Source organism: Undibacterium sp. RuRC25W (assembly GCF_049339825.1).
GTDB lineage: Bacteria > Pseudomonadota > Gammaproteobacteria > Burkholderiales > Burkholderiaceae_D > Undibacterium.
This window is the reverse complement of sequence record NZ_JBMPPD010000055.1, coordinates 1-19,752: the sequence shown is the minus strand read 5'-3', so window position 1 is coordinate 19,752 and position 19,752 is coordinate 1. Positions and strand designations below refer to the sequence as shown.

Sequence of the window (19,752 nt, the reverse complement as noted above, 5' to 3'; positions counted from 1 at the left end):
GGCGCAATTCGTTCCCATTGATCATCTCTCAACATCAGTCGCAGCATCGTTTCATTCTTTAAAATCTAGAATGTAAACACACTTCGGGAAAAGTTAACAGCTTTTTATATGTCAACACGCCCTAGTCTGGCAAAAAATACTGATCCCATTGAAACGGTGATTGATGGCAAAGCGAGCTTCCTCTTTTTGCAGCAGGTCACTGGCTCCGATATGTATATGGCTTTGGCGGTTAACAAAAACAAAGCATTGGCCTCGTTAGATCAGTTGTTGATGATCTCTGCTGTTGTAATGGCGGTATTGTTGCTGGTAATTATTCCGACGTCGATCTGGTTGGTCGGTCATATGCTCTCGGGATTGCAACGTGTATGTGATGCCATGTCAGATATCGCCGCTGGTGGGGGCGACCTGAGCCGTCACATTGAAGTCGAAGGTGAAGATGAAGTCGCGCAAACGGCACAGGCCTTTAATCGCTTTTTAGAACAATTGCGGGTGATGGTCGTAGATGTGCGGAAGGCAACGGATTCCATTACTCTTGGCGCGAGTGAAATTGCGACTGGTAATATGGATTTGTCGGGTCGTACAGAGCAGCAGGCGTCGTCACTAGAGCAAACTTCTGCCAGTATGGAAGAGTTGACCGATGCGGTTAAAAATAATGCTGAGAATGCCCGCGAGGCCAACAAGATGGCCTTGAATGCATCCGACGTCGCAACTCAAGGTGGAGAGGTGGTCAATAAAGTGGTCACTACCATGCAGGGAATTTCTGATAGCTCGCGCAAAATTGTCGATATCATCAGCGTCATAGAAGGCATCGCTTTTCAGACCAATATCCTAGCGTTAAATGCCGCCGTTGAGGCTGCGCGCGCCGGCGAGCAAGGGCGCGGGTTTGCTGTGGTGGCAAGTGAAGTACGTACTCTGGCACAACGTAGCGCCGCTGCTGCACAAGAGATTAAAAGTCTGATTGAGGACTCTGTCGCCAAAGTGAACGAGGGATCTGAGCTAGTCGACAAGGCTGGTGCGGCAATGACACGCATCGTTGCAGCGGTAGATCAGGTCGCCTCTATCATCAATGAAATCACCTCTGCATCCGCCGAGCAAAGCGATGGCATTCAGCAAGTCAACGTGGCCTTAGCACATATGGATGAAGCGACCCAACAAAATGCTGCGCTTGTCGAACAGGCTGCTGCGGCGGCGGGTTCTCTAGAAGAACAGGCCAATTTCCTAAAAACAGCGATGTCTGCTTTCCGTATGGAGCAAAGCCATGCATCGCCGCGCATTGCCGCTGCTAATAGGGTAAGCGCCAAACGTCAATCCACAGCTCCCAGCCTCACTTATGATGAGTAGTCCTGCCGCTTGCGTTGATTAGTCCAAGGTAGCAGTCACCGGCGCATGATCGGACGGCTGCTCCCATTTGCGAGGCACTCTATCTATCGCGCAGGAACTGCAACGTTGCGTGAGTGGCGCAGATAACAAGATATGATCAATCCGAACGCCTTTGTTCAAACGGAAACCAAGCGCACGATAATCCCACCAGCTGAATGATTTTTCCGCTTGCTCAAACAAGCGGAAACTATCTGTCAATCCCAAGTCCAGTAAAGCTTGCAAGCCCGCACGCTCTTCTGGTGATACCAGATTCATGCCAACCCAAGCGGCGGGATCGTGCACATCCCGGTCCTCAGGTGCGATATTGTAATCGCCGAGAATAGCCAGTTCTGGGTAACGTTGCAATTCTTCCTGCACCCAGTTATTGAGCGATGCCAGCCATTTGAGTTTGTACTGAAACTTATCCGAATCCGGCGCCTGACCATTCGGTACATACGCACAAATAATCCGCATACCATTGATCGTCGCCGCAATAATACGTTGCTGTTCATCTTCAAATTGAGGGTTATTTTTCTGCACTTCAGTCATTGGATGCTTAGATAAAATCGCCACGCCGTTGTAGGTCTTTTGTCCGGTAAAAGCAACGTGATATCCCGCCGCCTCAATCTCTGCTTGTGGAAATTTATCATCCGTGAGTTTGGTTTCCTGAATACACAACACATCTACCGGATTCGTCTCCAGCCACTTGAGTACTTGCGGCAAGCGCACTTTTAAAGAGTTAACGTTCCAGGTCGTGATTTTCATATTTTTTCTCTCGGATTAGTAAGTATTTGTAAAGGAGTTATATCGACATTGATGCCATTTAAAATTTTAGTGGCACAAGTTAGTGGCATTTTTTTTGTTCACCCCAGACGTCTATTATACGACGTAAAAATTGACTACTTGGTCGATTCCCAAAGCGAGAATGCTATAGAGAGCAATTCGAAAACTAAGATCTCAAACTGACGCTAATCATTGTCACATAGCGAGTACAAACTCTGTCAATGATAAGCGGGAATTAACGTGATTTTGCTTTCATTGTAAATGAACGCAGAAAGTTTTCTGAAAGAAAAACATCTATATTTGCGCATTTATATCGAAGAAATATGTTGTAACAAAGAGATGTTTTTTAGATATTTTTTGAGTGATACGATGATTTTCTCGAATTGCAAAGATATAGAACTAATGAATCACTTGTTTTCTTTTTGGCTTCGTCACCGTCTAAAAATTTGTAGTTACTCCTGGACGATGTTTATACGAAACCTGTCTTTTAGTTGCTTTCTCACTTGTGTGACTGCACCCCAAAGAGCTAGTCAAAAGTAAATCAGAAAATTCAAAGAAAAACTGATGCCGAAAGCCAATGCTGAGCAAGTTTAAATGGGTAAGTTGTGTTTGAAGACGCAGTGTCAAAGCACAGCCCAGACTTTAAGCGCTACTGCAGAATTGTCGCTGAAATCGTTCGCGAAAAGAATGTCTATTCAGACAAATTCTTTTGTATGCCCGAAAGATGTTCTGCAGCTCTTAATGCGGTTTATTGAAATTAAAAATACTTAAAATTGAGAGATCCCCTTGACGTTAATTTCACGACGAGTTCTATTTGGCAAATTAGGATTGGTGCCATTTCGAGCATTAGAATCTGCAGCTGCGTTTGCTAAGTTGCGTGGCAATCCTTATATTGAAACCGTACATTGGTTACACCAATTATGGCAAGTACCCAATACAGATTTACATTCTCTGATTTCATACTGGAATCTCGATGCAGAACAATTCGAGAAAGATTTGATCGCATCACTTGCGGCATTGCCAAATGGCGCAAGTAGCATCAATGATTTCTCAAGATTCATAGAGTCAGCGACGGAGCGTGCTTGGATTCTTGCAAGCCTGACGATGGCTGATAGCCGTATCCGTAGTGCATGGCTGTTAGTTGCTATGCTAGAGCAGACGGATTTACGCAAAGTCTTGTTTTCTATTTCTAGCCAATTTCAACGAATAGTTACTCCGGTGAATGCTGAAGAGCTATCCTCCGTATTACGTCGTTCATGCGAAAACAATGATCCTCCTCAAGACGATTCTGATTTGGCGGATGCGACACCGGGAGACGCGAGTAACGTTCTTTTGGAAAATGAAGCCAGGCAACAATCTGCATTGAGTAAGTATTGCACGGATCTGACTGCATTAGCCCGCAACGGGAAAATTGATCCTGTGGTAGGGCGTGAGTACGAAATCCGCACGATGACCGATATTTTGCTACGACGTCGGCAAAATAATCCCTTATTAACCGGTGAAGCAGGCGTCGGTAAGACCGCTGTCGTGGAAGGATTAGCTTGCGCGATTGCGGCAGGTAAGGTGCCGCCGCCGCTGTTGTCGGTTCGTTTGCTCAGTTTGGATGTGGGTGCTTTGATTGCAGGCGCAAGTATGCGCGGTGAATTTGAATCACGGTTGAAATCCGTCCTCAAGGAAGCAGACAATACAACGCAGCCTATCATTCTGTTCGTCGACGAAATTCATACTTTGGTTGGCGCGGGTGGGCAAGCTGGAACGGGTGATGCTGCCAATTTGCTTAAGCCTGCTCTTGCTCGTGGAAATCTACGAACCATAGGCGCTACTACCTGGAGCGAATATAAAAAATATATTGAAAAAGACCCAGCACTTACTCGTCGTTTTCAAGTATTGCAAATCAAAGAGCCTGAAGTATCCCAAGCAATTGAGATGGTCCGTGGTTTGGTGCCAACGTTCATGGGGCACCACAAGGTAGAAATTTTAGACGAGGCAGTATGTGCTGCCGTCACTCTTTCTCACCGGTACATGCCGTCCCGGCAGTTGCCAGATAAAGCAATCAGCTTGCTCGATACCGCATGCGCACGGGTCGCGATGTCCTTGCACACGCCACCATCAGTGGTTGCTCAATTGCGCGAACAACACCTTGCCTTGTGTTCCGAATATGCATTGATCAAGCGCGAAGTACAAATGGGTCATTCAAACCATGGTGCCATTGAATCAATTGTACAAAAAAAGACTGAAATAGAAACCCAGCTAAATGAAAAAGAAAAACAGTGGCTGGAAGAATTAGCCTTAGTTCAGAAATTAATGCAGAGACGTGAAGCGCTTTTGGCCGACGATGAAACCGTCAAGTTAGATGCTGAAAACGAATCATTCTATCGTCAAAGCGCGTTCATTAAAAGTCATCTTACAGATAATGAAGATAGAGAACAACTGTCTTTAGCCATTAGTGAATTAGCTCGTTTTCAATCTGAAGATGCCAGTGTTTACGCACAGGTTGATGAATCTGTCATTGCTGCGATTATCGCTGATTGGACTGGTATTCCGGTCGGTCGAATGGTGCGTGATGAAGTGAGTGCGGTCATGGGTTTGGCTGCGCAATTAGAAAAGAGAGTGGTGGGGCAGAGTGCTGCTATTGCTCAAATTACTGAACGAATTAAAACTGCACGCGCGCGTCTGAGTGATCCGAATAAACCAGTAGGATGTTTTCTGTTAGTGGGCCCATCAGGCGTCGGAAAAACCGAAACAGCGTTGGCGTTGGCCCATGCTGTTTATGGTGGAGAGCACAATCTCATTGCCATCAATATGAGTGAGTATCAGGAAGCGCACACGGTTTCTAGCCTGAAGGGATCGCCACCGGGTTATGTCGGCTATGGAGAGGGTGGTGTATTAACCGAAGCTGTTAGACGCAGACCGTATAGCGTCGTCTTATTGGATGAAATCGAAAAAGCGCATCCTGATGTGCACGAGTTATTTTTTCAGGTGTTTGATAAAGGTTGGATGGAAGATGGTGAGGGTAGGGTCATTGATTTTAAAAATACTGTCATTTTACTGACTAGTAACGTTGGATCAGATCTTATCATCGATCTTTGTGAAGATGACGGAAAACGCCCATCGTCTGAGACCTTAGTTCAGGCGTTGCAAGACGAACTGCAGAGACTATTTCCAGTTGCATTTTTGGGTCGTCTTAAAATGATTCCGTATTCACCTTTATCTCAATCTGATTTGGCGCTAATCGTTCAATTGGCATTGAAAAAAGTAGTTGTTCGCATGCTTGAACAGCACGATATTTTATTGACTTATGACGCTGCTGCCGTCGAAGGAATTGTGCATCGTTGTGGAGCGCACAATACTGGCGCTCGGCATATTAATCACTACATTGAGCAGCATTTGCTCAGCCATTTGGCGCAGTTGTGGCTGCAAGCTAGCCAAGACAGACAGCCTATCTCGAACATTCATCTTAGCGTTCAACATCATGAGAGCGATCCCGAATCTGATGTCGACTTGAACCTGACACGCATTGATAGCAAAGCCAATCTCTATCTAACCACCGTGTACAAGTAGGAGGTGCGATTTACAGTGAAAGAAGTAAAAAATAGAAATGCGTTCAATTTATGGTTTTCGTGTCTGTCGGTAATGGTATCGCTATTGGTATCAGTACAGACCATAAATTCAATAGCTTTCGTTCATTAAATTTAATCTGTCTCAGTCAAAGGAGTTTTTATGAGTGCCAACAACAGCAGTCAAAAATTTATCGCCCGCAACCGGGCCCCGCGGGTTCAAATCGAATACGACGTTGAAATTTACGGCAGTGAAAAAAAAGTGGAGTTGCCTTTTGTCATGGGCGTGTTGGCTGACGTGGGCGGAAAGCCTATACAGCCTGCGCCAGACGTATCGGAGCGTAAATTTTTAGAAATCGATGTTGATAACTTCGATGAGCGCATGAAAGCCATCGCTCCTCGTGTTGCATTTAGTGTAGCCAATACGCTCACTGGTAAAGGTCATGTCATGGTCGATATTACCTTCGAAAGTATGGACGATTTTTCTCCTGCAGCGGTTGCTACAAAAGTTGACGCTTTAAAGCAGCTTTTAGATGCTCGCACTCAACTCGCCAATCTACAAACCTATATGGACGGTAAATCCGGCGCAGAAGGAGTAGTCCGCAAATTATTGAGCGATCCTAGTTTGATGAAATCACTCAACTCTATGCCAAAGCCCGCTTCCGAGGAAACAGAGGCCTGATCGAATTAAGAAGATAGAAAGGAATTTCCATGACCATTCAAACAGACAATGCAATAAACCGCGACACGTCACAATTTTCTGACCCAAGCGCGTTTGAACAATTACTTGATCGTGAATTTAAACCTAAAGGTGATGAACAACGTGATGCCGTTGTCGCTGCCGTGCGCACATTGGCGGAACAAGCCTTAATCAATACAGTCACAATGAGCGATGATGCTTATGACAGTATTGAGGCAATTATTTCAGAGTTGGATCAAAAACTGTCCAAGCAAATCAACCTGATCATGCACCACCCTGATTTTCAGCAGCTTGAATCCGCTTGGCGCGGACTGGATCATCTGGTTTCCAATACCGAAACTGATGAGATGCTCAAAATCCGTTTCATGGATATGAGTAAATCTGAACTACGCAGAACGATGCGTCGTTATAAAGGTGTCGCGTGGGACCAAAGCCCATTATTTAAACGTCTGTATGAGGAAGAATATGGACAATTAGGCGGTGAACCATATGGATGTTTAGTCGCAGACTATTACTTTGATCATAATCCACCTGATGTCGAATTGTTAGGTGCGATGGCAAAAGTTTCTGCTGCCGCTCATGCACCGTTCATTGCTGGAGCTGCTCCTTCAACATTGCAAATGGATTCTTGGCAGGAACTGGCTAATCCACGTGATCTCGCAAAAATTACCGGCAATCTGGAACACGCTGCCTGGAACAGTCTGCGTGATACCGAAGATGCTCGCTACGTCGGTTTGGCGATGCCGCGTTTCTTGGCTCGATTACCTTACGGCGCAAAAACGAATCCCGTGGACGAATTCGATTTTGAAGAAGAAACAGAGGGTGCAGATCATCGCAACTACGTCTGGAATAATGCCGCTTATGCGATGGCAGTCAATATCAATCGTAGTTTCAAGCTCTATGGCTGGTGCACGATGATCCGTGGCGTTGAGTCCGGCGGGACAGTGGAAAATCTGCCTTGCCATACCTTCCCAACGGATGACGGTGGTTTTGACATGAAATGCCCAACCGAAATCGCTATTTCTGATCGCCGTGAAGCCGAGTTGGCACGCGCCGGATTTATTCCTCTCGTGCATCGCAAAGGCACCGATCATGCCACCTTTATCGGTGCGCAATCTTTGCAAAAACCTCAGGAATACATGGATCCCGATGCTACCGCAAATGCTAATTTGTCCGCACGTTTGTCGTATTTATTTGCAAGCACCAGATTTGCACACTATTTGAAATCTATCGTTCGCGACAAGATTGGTGCGTTCAAAGAACGCGAAGATATGCAGCGTTGGCTCAATGAATGGATTATGAATTATGTCGATGCCGATCCGGTCAATTCTAGTCAAGAAACTAAAGCACGTCGTCCTCTTGCCGCCGCAGAAGTCATCGTGGAAGACGTCGAAGGAAATCCTGGATATTACAACGCAAAGTTTTTCTTGCGTCCACATTTCCAGTTAGAAGGTTTGACCGTCAGCTTACGCTTAGTGGCTAAGTTGCCGTCTGTCAAAGCAGCAGCATAAAAAGCAGTATTTACTTTTTTTAGGAGATTTAAATGGCACAAGATATTTTTTTAAAAATTAATGGTATTGACGGCGAAAGTCTGGATTCAGCCCACAAAAATGAAATCGAAGTATTGAGCTGGCAGTGGCAGGTATTACAAGAATCAAACATGCATACCGGTTCGGGTGGTGGCTCAGGTAAAGCGACGGTAAAGGATCTGACATTTATTCATAATATTGATCGTTCTAGTCCAAATCTGATGAAATTCTGTATGACAGGAAAACACATTCCTGAAGCCAAACTAGTTGTGCGTAAATCTGGTGGCAATCCGCTGGAATACTTAAAAATCACGATGACGGACGTACTTATCACTAGCGTCAATCCTACTGGTGATTCCAAATCAGAAAGCATACAAGAAGAAGTCGGATTGTCTTTTGCCAAGATCAAACAAGAATACACCGTCCAAAATCAACAAGGTGGTTCAGGTGGTGCTGTGACCGCTGGCTTTGATATCAAACTTAATAAAGAAGCCTGAGATTGATCATTACTCGTAGTACTGAAAGTGAGAGATTTCACCTTCAGTATTGCGAGCTAGGGTAGTCGGGTTTCGCTGCCTGATCGACGTAGTTTGGAATATCAGTCGTCACGGCGAATGTGGCTCAGTAACGTATAGGAAAGAAAATGTCAGACACACTCTTACGTATTGGCGAAAGGTTTAGCTCTTGTTTTCTAAAGTGCTTGACGGCAATGATTTGTTCTCTGTTCACACTATCAAGTCTGGCGCAACAAGATAAAGAATCAACAAAGTTGGCGTTAACGATTAGCGCTGATGCCAATGTTAATCCCGACTCTGTACAACACGCTGCTCCGATTAAGGTTCGTATCTATGAACTGAAAGACAGTGCGACGTTCGCAGATGCTGACTATTTTACTTTGGATAATAACGAAAAAATCACATTAGTGAGCGACCTACTAGCTAAAGATGAGTACATATTACGGCCTTCCGAGGTGCAAAAAATTGAACGTAAAAGCAACCCTCAAACTACTGCGATAGGAATACTGGCAGGTTATCGGGATTTGCCGAACAGTATCTGGCGAGTCGTTTATAAGCTGCCGCCAGCGCCAGAAGTGGGGTGGTTTCGCTTTGCTATTCCTGCTAATAAATCCACCCTGAGAATTCAGCTGCAAGCCCAGGGTATTGTGATAATCGAAGATAAATAACAAAGCACAATTCCGACTTGATACAGGAAGTACAATGACTTGGACTAACAAAGTAACATGGAGCGAGGGCTTATTTTTACGTCCTCAATTATTCCAGCAGCAAGAACGCTATTTAGAAAATTATGCCCATAAGCGCAGCGCCCCTTTGTCGCCATTTTTTTGGGGATTTAGACATTTTTCTATTGATGATGAGTCTCTCAATTTGGGCAAGTTGGTGTTGGCGCGTGCTAGCGGTATTTTCCAAGATGGCACACCGTTTGATATCCCCGGCGATTCTCAATCGCCAGCGCCACTGACATTGTTGCCAGAACATCTGGAACAGATCTTGTATCTGGCGTTGCCGATCCGTACGCCGAATAGTGAAGAAACGACTTTTGAAACAGCTAGTAAATCGATGGCACGTTTTGGCGTTTTTGACGTGGAACTGCGTGATGCTAATTCCATTGGGCAAGGTAATAAGCCGGTGCAATTGAGTCGATTACGTCTGGCTGTGATACCTGCGAAAGAAATGACTAGCGCGTGGATAGGCTTGCCGTTGGCAAAGCTCACTACCTTACATTCGGATGGCGGCGCCGAGTTGGCTGCTACCTTGATCCCACCTGTGAATCGTTATGGCGCCAGCGAATTGTTGATTCAATGGGTTTCGCAAATTCATGGCATCGCCTATCAGCGCGCTGAGTCTTTGGCGCAACGATTATCCGGTAGTGCAGGTTCCGGCGCGACACAGTCGGCCGAGGTAAGTGATTTTTTGTTGTTACAAATTCTGAATCGATACGAGCCGGTATTAGCGCATTTGCTCAAAGTTAAAGAAACAAATCCAGAAATAATTTATTCACTACTGCGTAGTCTCAATGGTGAATTATCGACCTATATCCGTACTCAACATCGGCGTCCAAACAAGTTCCCTGACTACGATCATGTTCGTCCCTATGACATATTTAAGCCTCTGGTTGATGATACGCGCGAACTGCTCAATAACTTATTGGTGCGCAGTGCCCAAAGTTTAGAAATGACAGAAAAAGCTTTTGGTATGTATCTGGCCAGCGTTGATCCTGTCGATTTACAGGCATTTTCGAGTCTGGTCTTGGCTGTATCCGCGAGCGTGCCAGCGGACCAATTGGCACAAAATTTTGTTGCACACACCAAACTCGCGGCGTCCGATCGACTGCCCGAATTAGTACGCATGCACTTACCCGGAATTACTTTGCGTGTGCTCCCTGTACCACCAAGACAAATTCCGTTTAATTCTGGCTTTGTCTATTTTCAAGTTGAGCCGCAAGGAACACATTGGGAACATTTACGCAAACATGGTGGTATTGGTTTGCATGTAGCCACTACGTTCCCCAATTTACGTATGGAATTGTGGGGGATACGTTGAAGGTTAAAAAGAAATTCAGGTGGTTAGGAATAATTACTTGCAAGTGTGAAGCTTTTTTCGTTGTGACAATTTCGTATATTTTTCTGAATACAAACCAAGCACGCATGACAAGCATTTTCATAGATATTCGAAATTGAGTTCAATTAAAGCTCTATCTTCATAACTATTGCCTTAAATTTAGCTCGAAAGTTAAACCTTTATGGATGAACAAGAACAATATAGCGAACAAGAAAATGGCACCAAAAAGCGGAGTTCGAACTTCACTAATGGTGAAGAATCCGGCGCGCCTAAAGAGGCTCGCTTTTCCGTCGCTTCTGGTCCTAACCACGAAGAGCGTTTAATGGCGATTATCGCCATTCGTGATAAAGGAGCGAATCCATTTTTAGAAGCTGCGCACGTTTTACTACGCTGTTTGGCTGAAATTCCTAAAGAGTTAGATGCCGTCGAGGTACATAACTTTAATCAATTGCTCCGATTAGAAATATATGAATTTGTACGATTATGCGATAAGGCGAATTTGCGACGTGATCATATGCTGGCTGTTCGTTATTGTTTATGTACTGCCCTAGATGAGGCTGTCAATCAGCGATCATGGGGTGGCGGGTCTAAAGATGCGACCGGTGCCTGGACGACGATGGCATTGCTCAACCATTTTCATGGAGAAAGCGAAGGTGGGAATACGGTATTTTTACTGATTGGTCGTCTGGCCAATGCTGCGGAAGAACATATTCAAGTACTCGAAATTATTCATCATATTCTGTGTTTAGGCTTTAAAGGCGAATATCGGAGTAAATCAAACGGAGGACGTGATTTAGAGACCATACGTCATCGCATATTTACATTGGTAGGTAGTTGTAAACAGCCAGTGGCGCGTGAATTGTCACCTCATTGGCAAGGTGTAGGAAAAGGAACGTTTAAAATTTTACGCGCTATTCCAGTATGGGTATCGGCATGTATATTGGGCTTAATATTGTTCGCGATGTTTAGCTGGTTTAAGTATCAACTACTTGTCCAGCAAGAGAGTGTTCAGCTTCAAATCGCGGCGCTTTCCAAATTAAGACCGCCGCCAAAACCTACCGCGCCACCTTTAAAATTATCGCATTTATTGTCTGAAGAAATCAGCGCTGGTTTGGTTCAGGTAGATGAAGACGACAAACATGGCGTGGTCGTATTTAAAGGTGATGGTATGTTTGTCGGACTGACGATCATGAGTAAAACCACCTTAACACTCATCGACAAAGTAGGGCAAGCCTTGAGTGTAATCAATGGCAAGGTGCGTGTGGTCGGGCACACCGATAACCAGCCAATTAAGACCGCTGAGTTCGCTAATAATCAACAATTATCATTGGCGCGTGCGAAAAAAGTAGCGGAACAATTGCAAAAAAGTGGTGTCGTGCCTGACCGCATTGATGCTCTAGGTATGGGAGATACACAACCTGTGAACGGTGATGTGAATAACCGCAGTGCTAATCGGCGCGTCGAACTTGACGTCTTGTATTTCACTAATCCCGCTAACCACGTGCAATCCAGCGCTGCCAGCCACGCAGCGCCATCTGTTACTCACGCAAATCAATAACGGAAGCCAACAATGCTAGAATTTTTTAAATCTCCCGTAGTGCGTTCGATATTGGCGTTCACCGCTTTAACCTTAGTTTCATTGGTGATTTGGTTTGTCGGGCCCTTGTTGAGTTTCAATGAGTTGCGGCCACTTGCCAGCATCATTGTCAGAGTGACTTTCATCGTACTCATGCTGATGCTGGTGATCTTCTGGTTATTGGAGTGGAATCTCAGTGCGATTGGTGTGACTGCCTTGTGTTTATTGGTCTGGCATGCGTCACCGTTGGTGGCATTTGCTGGAGTCCGGCCATTTGAGTTGGTATGGGCGAGGGTAGTCGTCATCAGCTTGATTGTTTTGATCTTCGCCATTTGGGCTATTTATGTCCTTTGGAATCTAATCCGCAATGATGAGGCATTTGCTAAAAAACTATTTGACCGGAATAAAAATAAACCACAAGCATTAGCAAAAGAAGATATTCGTGCTATTGGTGAAAAAGCGCGCAATGCTATTAGTCAATTAAAGCAAATGCACCTGTCTGTAGCTGGTGGGACGGGCTCTGTCATTGCTGGTCTACGTCGTTTATTGGAAGGGAAACGGTATTTATATGAATTGCCTTGGTATGTCTTAATTGGTAACTCAGGGGCTGGTAAAACATCGATGTTGATGAATTCAGGTCTGAAGTTTCCGGTTGCTGATCAAATGGGGATAGCCAGTGCCCATTTGACTTTGTCTCAGGATACGGGTACCCAGAACTGTACTTGGTGGTTTACCAATGATGCGGTGTTGGTTGACACCGCAGGGCGCTATACCACATCAGACATCTTCCAAAAAAATACCATTAAGGTCACCACAGCTAATGTCGACGAGGCGAACGCTGAAGCGGGCATGACTAATGCCATGCCTAAGTCTGTAGCCATGGTTGAGGTAGCTAAGGAAGAGTTTAATCACGCCGAGTGGTTAGGGTTTTTGGGCGTGCTGCGTCAAGTACGTTCCCGAGCTCCAATTAACGGCGCATTGTTGACTATCGATGTCAGCGAATTGTTGTCGACAGACGCGAGTCAACTACTGATTCAAGCCGCGCAATTACGTCATCGATTAGAGGAATTGCGCCAGCATCTTGGAATTCGCTTTCCGGTGTATGTGATGCTGACCAAAACCGATCGCTTGCGGGGCTTTGTCGATTATTTCTCTAGCCTGACCAGCGAAGGACGTGCGCAGGTGTGGGGTTTTACTTTGCCTTGGTTGCACGACAATAAAAGTCTGACTGGAAAACGTGCAAAGTCAAATAAACTCAGTCAACGTGCAACAGCGACCATGGCAGTGTCAGATGCCGCTGGATCTGACCAAGAATCATCGACGCAAGCCGATTGGCCATTAGCAAGGCAGATTTCTCATGAAATGAACGCCTTGCAGCAACGGATCAGCGATGGCGTTGCTATTCGCTTACAAGAAGAATTTGATGAGGATAGACGTCAGTCCTTGTATTTGTTACCGCATGAACTGAAAGCATTAGTTCCTGCTTTGGCGCAACTACTGGAAGCCGTTTTTGTTGATTCTCGATATGACACGACGCAAATGCGCCATGCATTACGCGGCGTTTATTTCACCAGTGCGATGCAGTATGACGATCTAAATGCTACCGCTGACAAGAGTTCAGTAATAGCTCGTTTGCATGCCGAGGTCAATAAAATCAAGAAATTGATGTGTGGTCGCCCGGGGAATATGCCAAGTGCGCCAATAAGTACTCGTAGTTATTTTGTGACCGATGCGCTTATCAAAGTGATTTTTCCAGAAGCTAATTTGGTGAAGCCCAATATGCGCTGGGAGGCACGTTATCGCTTGTTGCGTCTGCTGGGACATTCCATTGTATTACTAGTATTTTTTGGGATGGCTTCTGGATTATTGTTAAGCCATAAAAATAATCAAAATTATCTTAATGAGGTCGCCACAAAGACAAAGTCACTTACCATCGAAGTCAGCCGGATGTACGGTAATTTAAAGAATAGCGAAGTTACTGCTGTACTTGGCTCCGCACAAACTTTACCTACTCTGGTTGGGTTAGATTTGAATGACCCACCATCCAGCTATCAATTTGGCTTATATACCGGAGAAGCTATTCAACAAGGTGCTGAAGTTGCGTATGGACAGTTGCAAGATAGAGTAATTTTGCCTGTCATTATTGAACGTATGGAATATGTGATGCGCACAGCAGTGCGCGACAACGACACGCAGAAAGCAGCGACAACACTCCGCGCTTACCTACTGTTGCATGATTTGAAAAAATTTAATGAGACGCCAAGCGCAGCAAAAGAATTGCACAATTGGGTATTGCACGATTGGCAAAGTGGCGATAAAAAAACTAGTGATCTTGTCAGTGACCAAAACATTGATCAAGGAATTGATACCTCAAAAGAAAAGCTATTGAGCGTGATGTTAGCTGAGTTGCCTCCCCCTAATTTGTCTTTGTCGTTTGATAATTCAGCGGCGATGATTAGCTACCTCAATGACATGTTCTCTGGTCGGCGTGTAGTGCAGGCTGATACGGGTATCAACGTTAGTCTGGTGCGTGAAGTTCGTGGCTTTCTTGATTCCCGTCTTAGTAGTCAACGTTTGTATGACCGCGCGAAAGCGGCGATGATGAATGATGTGCCCCAGGATTTCACGCTTGTTCGTGCGCTTGGTCCTCAGGCTGGGACTTTATTCGCCCGAGCCTCGGGTAATTCCCTCGAAAAAGGTGTACCAGGCATCTTTACCTATGAGGGATACCATGATGTCTTCTCGCAACGTTTACCTGAACTCATTCAGATTGCATTTTTAGATGACCGTTGGTTGATGGGGACGAATGGCAAAACCCAAACCAAAGGTACCTTGAAAAACGATGATGGCAGTGCGGAAATCATTGCAGTAGCAGAAGATATACGCCGGCAGTATCTGCGCGAGTACGCCCAATATTGGACAGAATTTCTGGAGGATTTGCGCGTAGTGCAATCTAATTCTGCTGGCGGTACGCTCAGTTTCGAATTAGACGTCTTACGTCGTCTTGCTGCGGCAGATTCGCCCTTAGTTAAATTGTCGCGTATCTTGGTTCGTCAAACCACCTTATCTCGTAATCTGAACACCAATGCTAACGAAAAATCCTTCATGGATAAAGCGACGAACCAATTGGAGAAAAAAATTCCGCAGACCATCATGCGTCCCGAACAACGTATGGAACGAGAATTGGTCGATGATCGTTTTGCTGCCTTGCGCGAAGTTGTTATTGGACAGGGAGACAATGGTCTTCCAAGCGTTAATGCCAAACCGGAGTTAGAAGTCATCAGTAGTCTGCTGAACGAATATTACACGGTACTCGTGGTCGCAGACACCGCTTTAGCCGCCAACAATTTACCGCCGAGTGGTGTAGATGTCGCCAACAAAATTAAGATTGAAGCGGGCAAATTACCTGCCCCTTTCCATGCGATTTTATTAGGCGTAGGTGATAGCGGTGCCAGTAAGGTCGAGCTGGGTGCTGCCGCTATTTTGCGTAATCAGGCACAGTCGCAGATGGATCGATTAGTGGGGCTAATGGCCTTATATGTATCTGAACCATGCCGTCGAGGTATTGCTGGCCGCTACCCTTTTGCAGATAGTACGCAAGATGCGAGTATCGACGACTTTAATTCTATTTTTGCTGCCGGTAGTCCTGCCGATGAGTTTTTTAAAAAAAGCTTAGCCCCCTTGGTTGATACCAGTACTCGGCCATGGCGATATAAGAGTCCGGATAGTGTGAATTTAATGGCGACTTCAGATGCGCTGACGAATGGCCAGGCATCCGTATCTGCCGCAACAGGACCGACCTTGACTGGTGAACTGTTGAAATTATTAGCTAAGAGTGGTCCTAATCCAGAAATATTCAATCAGATGGCACAGATACGCCAGGTCTTTTTTCGCGAACACGAAGCTAAACGTATGGCATTGAAATTTTTAGCAACCGTGCAATCGCTGGATCCTAGCGTTACCGAAGTAATTTTGGATTTTGACGGGCAGGTGCAGCGCTATTCGCACGGTCCGGTACAGCCTTTTCAAATAAGCTGGCCGGGACCGCGGGGCGGCATTATGGCGGAGGTTTCAGTGCAACCGCGCTTACGTCCGGATACATCAACTATTTCAAGTCGTGGACCATGGGCATTGTTGCGTTTGCTTGAACGCGGCAAAGTGACTCAGGGTGCTAATGCCGGCCGAGTTGAGGTTGAGTTTGAGTTTGATGGGCGGCGCATGAATATCAGTTTGGATACTGGTGCCGTGAATCCATTGACTGGTAATTTTCTCAAAGGGTTTAGTTGCCCCACTACATGATGATTACTAACCAATCAAAAAATATGAACATTACATTGATTATTGAATAGTCCAAAAGTTTATGTTTAATAAATTACGTCGACGCGTTATTAATCGGTGGTTAGTGCGGCCTCCATCAATTTGGGGGAAATTGCCAAATCAAGGTGACTATGTCCGGCATCGCTGTAGCGCCGCCGAGGCGCAATCGTGGCAACGTTGGGTGAGCGAAGTCTGGCTGCGCCGCACCACTGCTGCACGTGTCCAGCGATCAGTAAAACCTAAACAGCAATGGGTAGAGCTAAAAGCGCCCGTAACCAAACCGGACTTGGAATTTGTTCCAGTATCGTTTGTATTACTTCCTCGTACGCTGGATTTTTCTCCGAATCATTTTGTACAGGGTGTCTGCGTCGCCTCGCACGATAGCGTTGGTCGTCACTGCCCTCTGATTATCTATCAAAAAATCAGTTCATATTGGATGCGTAGAATGTTGGAATCACAAGTGCAAAAGAAGAGTCGATCGGTGGGAGGTAATTCCTCATTCAGCGCTGATAACAAGCCTGAGGCAGATCTCCTGTTTTGGATAGCTCGCGTAGCGGCACGTGTTCACGCTGCTGATTTATCTGCAATCGTTTTAGCCGCGCTAGTCGATCAACTATGGCAACAATTTGAACCGGGTTGGATACAACTTCTGGGAGGTGACGTCAAAACGACTAACCCAGCACCACTGATTACATTAATGGAGCGGCATAGCGTAGCAGATCAACTTTTGGATACAGCGAATGGCCTGCGTGGCGTGTCATGCTTACCTTGGGTGAACTGGCCACAACGTCTATTGCGTGAGGAACTACCGTTGTCTGCGTTTTGGCAGCAAGACGTGGAGGGTGGTTACGTCAACGCCAGCGATAACTTGTTTTCACTATGGAGAAATCCTTTATGAGTCAGCACTTGGAACGACATCTGTATTCTTTGCAAATTCATGTGCTGGAACATATAGGTCAATATCAACAGTTTGTCTGGCATTGGCCGACCGATGCACAAGGCGGTATCACTCTGGCGGAAGTATTACAAGAACTGCCTGATATGGATGAAGTGGCGTTAGAACAGGCTCGTGCTTGCAAAATTGAATTAGCCCACTCAGCCACGATGAGTGTGTGGCGGCTGACAAATTTCAGTACTGAAATGATCTGTTTGCACAATGAGCTGCTCTTAACCACAGGGCAATCTGTGCACCTGTCACAAGGTGATGATATTGAATTTGGTTTTACCCATTTACGTATTTCTTTAGCCGAGACTTTATCCAGTCAACAACACGTTTTCGGCATTGCTGACCCGCAAATACATCTGACGATGGTTAATCCTCATTGCGGTGCTGATGTTGACAACATCAATATGTCAGAAGGCCTCCTTGAGCCTAGTATGCAAGAGGTCACATCTTTGGTGACAATAGAATCGGCGCAAGAAAGTGCCGCAGCTTTGGCTGAGTTAGTTCATCTGCATCATGTTGACACAATGTTCAACGTAAAAATCCAACCACAAGAGTACGAGCAGACTAATTTTAGTGAATTAATTTTACAAAATGTAAATACGGATGACTTATCGCTGATCTTGCCGACGGTAATTAGTGAGTCAGAATCTCTGTCAGAGTTGATCGAAAAAAAGAATCGTTCGTCTGAGGTGAATGACCCTATCAAACAATTGTATCAGCGCTATTTGGCTCGATTACGCAACCCCTATGCTGTGAATACTGAACAACTTGATTCTTGGCAGGAGCAGCAGGTGAATTATCAACGCAGTCGTCCTGATGAATTTGCTCATTTACGTGATCTTGGCGGTACTGGTGATATTCATGAGTTATTAATAGGTAAAGAGACCACACCTGACTTATTAGCTCACTTTGATCAGTTGGGTGAAACCAATATCTTGATACCAGAATCGTTCGATAGTGTGACGCATCTGTTTGCACCAGACGAATTGAAAGGTATTGCGTCAACTATTAATCAATCCAGCATTCCTAATCTGACGCGTCTGGAACATCACAGCATGGCGATTGATAGCAATATGGACAGCCTGAGTGTTACTAGCAAACTTGCTAATGCAGAAAAATGGGAGATGCAATGAGTCAGGTCGAAAAAATTCAGCGACACCCCGGAGAGCAGTTGTTGCCCTCAAAACGCACAGAAGTGAAGCGCCAGGAGGTTCGCTATTTGCCAACCTTATTTGATCGTTTGTGTGACGACGCTCCTAGCGAACAAAGTGAGCATTCAAATGCCTACACACCAAATCGTACCCAGATGCGCGCGATTATGCAGCGCGATCTGGGGTTTTTACTCAATACAACGAATCAAAGTGATTTATTTAATGTTCATCGCTATTCAGAGGTAGCAAAGTCAACCACTAATTTTGGTGTTCCGCACTTGGCTGGTGGGTATTTATCTGAAAAGAAATGGCATGAAATCGAGTCGATGATTCGTAACGCCATTGAGGTATTTGAGCCAAGAATCTTAGCGGAGACATTGATCGTGCGTCCCTTACTCAAGGAGCAAGCAACAACCCAATACAACGTGTTGACGTTTGAAATTTCGGGTTTAGTGCAAATGCAACCGTACCCCATGGAATTCACAGTGCAAAGTGTCGTCGACTTAGAAACTCACCGTGTTGAATTAGAGCACAGGCATCAGAAATGAATACCACAAAAAAGACAGTAATAACGACCACCAAAGGAATCACATCGTGAACGGCCTATTCACCCACCCGCGTGCCTTAAGTGTCAGCGGTCCTGCCTTGTCTGATATCAGCAAGCCTTTGACACCTTTGCGCTTAGTCGGCACCGATGGTATCAACCAGCTATTCGACTATCGTCTGACGCTGCAAACATCGGATCGTGCTGGTACTGGCGTTGGCGTTGGTGCTGATCTTGACCTCGATAGCGTCATCGGCAAAGAAATCACCTGCACGATCGAACTTGAAGGCATGGGTTCTTTTATCCCTGGTCTCCCCGGTGGTAGTGCTGGTCACATCGGTGCGGGTACACGAGAAATCTCCGCCCTCGTCACCGCTGCACGCTTCATCGGTGTTGATAGCCGCCATGCGATTTACGAATTCACTCTACGTCCTTGGTTGCATCTCGCCACACTGACCAGCGATTGCAAAGTCTTCCAAAATCAAACACCCATTGAGACCATCCTTGCTGTCTTCAATGACTATGCATTTGTCGTCGACAAGCGCCTGATCGATACGTACCCAGTACGGGATTACTGCGTTCAATACAACGAAACCGATTTTGCGTTTGTCTCTCGTTTAATGCAAGAGTGGGGCATCAACTACCACTTCGAGCACAGCAACGGTGTGCATCGGTTAATCCTCTCCGATTTCAATGGCGCATTCCGTACCG

Annotated in this window: 14 protein-coding genes; 13 read left to right on the top strand and 1 reads right to left on the bottom strand. The window is 45.6% G+C overall.

Translation table 11 applies throughout. The features are described 5' to 3' along the window. Positions 1-108: 108 nt before the first annotated feature. Complete coding sequence (locus tag ACO0KV_RS17820) at positions 109-1,341, top strand: methyl-accepting chemotaxis protein (protein WP_423044421.1); 1,233 nt, start codon at positions 109-111, stop codon at positions 1,339-1,341. Between the two features lie 18 nt (positions 1,342-1,359). Here the strand turns inward: ACO0KV_RS17820 and xth are convergent, their stop codons facing one another. Beyond that, a complete protein-coding gene (gene xth / locus ACO0KV_RS17815; RefSeq protein ID WP_423044419.1) occupies positions 1,360-2,124 on the bottom strand; it encodes an exodeoxyribonuclease III in 765 nt (254 codons plus the stop codon). 804 nt (positions 2,125-2,928) lie between these two features. Between xth and tssH the strand changes: the two genes are divergently transcribed. The 12 genes from tssH to ACO0KV_RS17755 all read left to right on the top strand — a co-directional run. After that, positions 2,929-5,703: a type VI secretion system ATPase TssH gene (gene tssH / locus ACO0KV_RS17810; RefSeq protein WP_423044417.1), complete on the top strand. Its 2,775-nt coding sequence runs from the start codon at positions 2,929-2,931 to the stop codon at positions 5,701-5,703. Between the two features lie 159 nt (positions 5,704-5,862). Beyond that, positions 5,863-6,381 (top strand): type VI secretion system contractile sheath small subunit, encoded by a 519-nt coding sequence (gene tssB, locus ACO0KV_RS17805; RefSeq protein WP_423044415.1) that lies wholly within the window; start codon positions 5,863-5,865, stop codon positions 6,379-6,381. A gap of 29 nt (positions 6,382-6,410) precedes the next feature. Beyond that, a complete protein-coding gene (gene tssC / locus ACO0KV_RS17800) occupies positions 6,411-7,910 on the top strand; it encodes a type VI secretion system contractile sheath large subunit (protein ID WP_423044413.1) in 1,500 nt (499 codons plus the stop codon). A gap of 32 nt (positions 7,911-7,942) precedes the next feature. Further along, a complete protein-coding gene (locus ACO0KV_RS17795; RefSeq protein WP_423044411.1) occupies positions 7,943-8,425 on the top strand; it encodes an Hcp family type VI secretion system effector in 483 nt (160 codons plus the stop codon). A 146-nt stretch (positions 8,426-8,571) separates the two neighbouring features. Next, complete coding sequence (gene tssJ, locus ACO0KV_RS17790) at positions 8,572-9,111, top strand: type VI secretion system lipoprotein TssJ (protein WP_423044409.1); 540 nt, start codon at positions 8,572-8,574, stop codon at positions 9,109-9,111. Positions 9,112-9,145: 34 nt separating this feature from the next. Beyond that, entirely contained in the window at positions 9,146-10,489 is a 1,344-nt protein-coding gene (gene tssK / locus ACO0KV_RS17785; RefSeq protein ID WP_423044407.1) for a type VI secretion system baseplate subunit TssK, read from the top strand. A 199-nt stretch (positions 10,490-10,688) separates the two neighbouring features. Then, on the top strand, positions 10,689-12,065 hold the full coding sequence (gene icmH, locus ACO0KV_RS17780) for a type IVB secretion system protein IcmH/DotU (protein ID WP_423044405.1): 1,377 nt from the start codon (positions 10,689-10,691) through the stop codon (positions 12,063-12,065). A gap of 12 nt (positions 12,066-12,077) precedes the next feature. Further along, positions 12,078-16,382, top strand: a complete 4,305-nt coding sequence (tssM, locus tag ACO0KV_RS17775; RefSeq protein ID WP_423044403.1) for a type VI secretion system membrane subunit TssM — start codon at positions 12,078-12,080, stop codon at positions 16,380-16,382. A 61-nt stretch (positions 16,383-16,443) separates the two neighbouring features. Then, complete coding sequence (locus ACO0KV_RS17770) at positions 16,444-17,298, top strand: TagF domain-containing protein (protein WP_423044401.1); 855 nt, start codon at positions 16,444-16,446, stop codon at positions 17,296-17,298. Then, positions 17,295-18,479, top strand: a complete 1,185-nt coding sequence (locus ACO0KV_RS17765; protein WP_423044399.1) for a TagK domain-containing protein — start codon at positions 17,295-17,297, stop codon at positions 18,477-18,479. Before ACO0KV_RS17770 ends, ACO0KV_RS17765 begins: the two co-directional genes overlap by 4 nt. After that, a complete protein-coding gene (gene tssE, locus ACO0KV_RS17760; RefSeq protein ID WP_423044397.1) occupies positions 18,476-19,045 on the top strand; it encodes a type VI secretion system baseplate subunit TssE in 570 nt (189 codons plus the stop codon). The genes ACO0KV_RS17765 and tssE overlap by 4 nt, the downstream gene beginning before the upstream one ends. 46 nt (positions 19,046-19,091) lie before the next feature. Beyond that, on the top strand, positions 19,092-19,752 hold a 661-nt coding region (locus ACO0KV_RS17755), incomplete at its 3' end, for a type VI secretion system Vgr family protein (protein WP_423044395.1).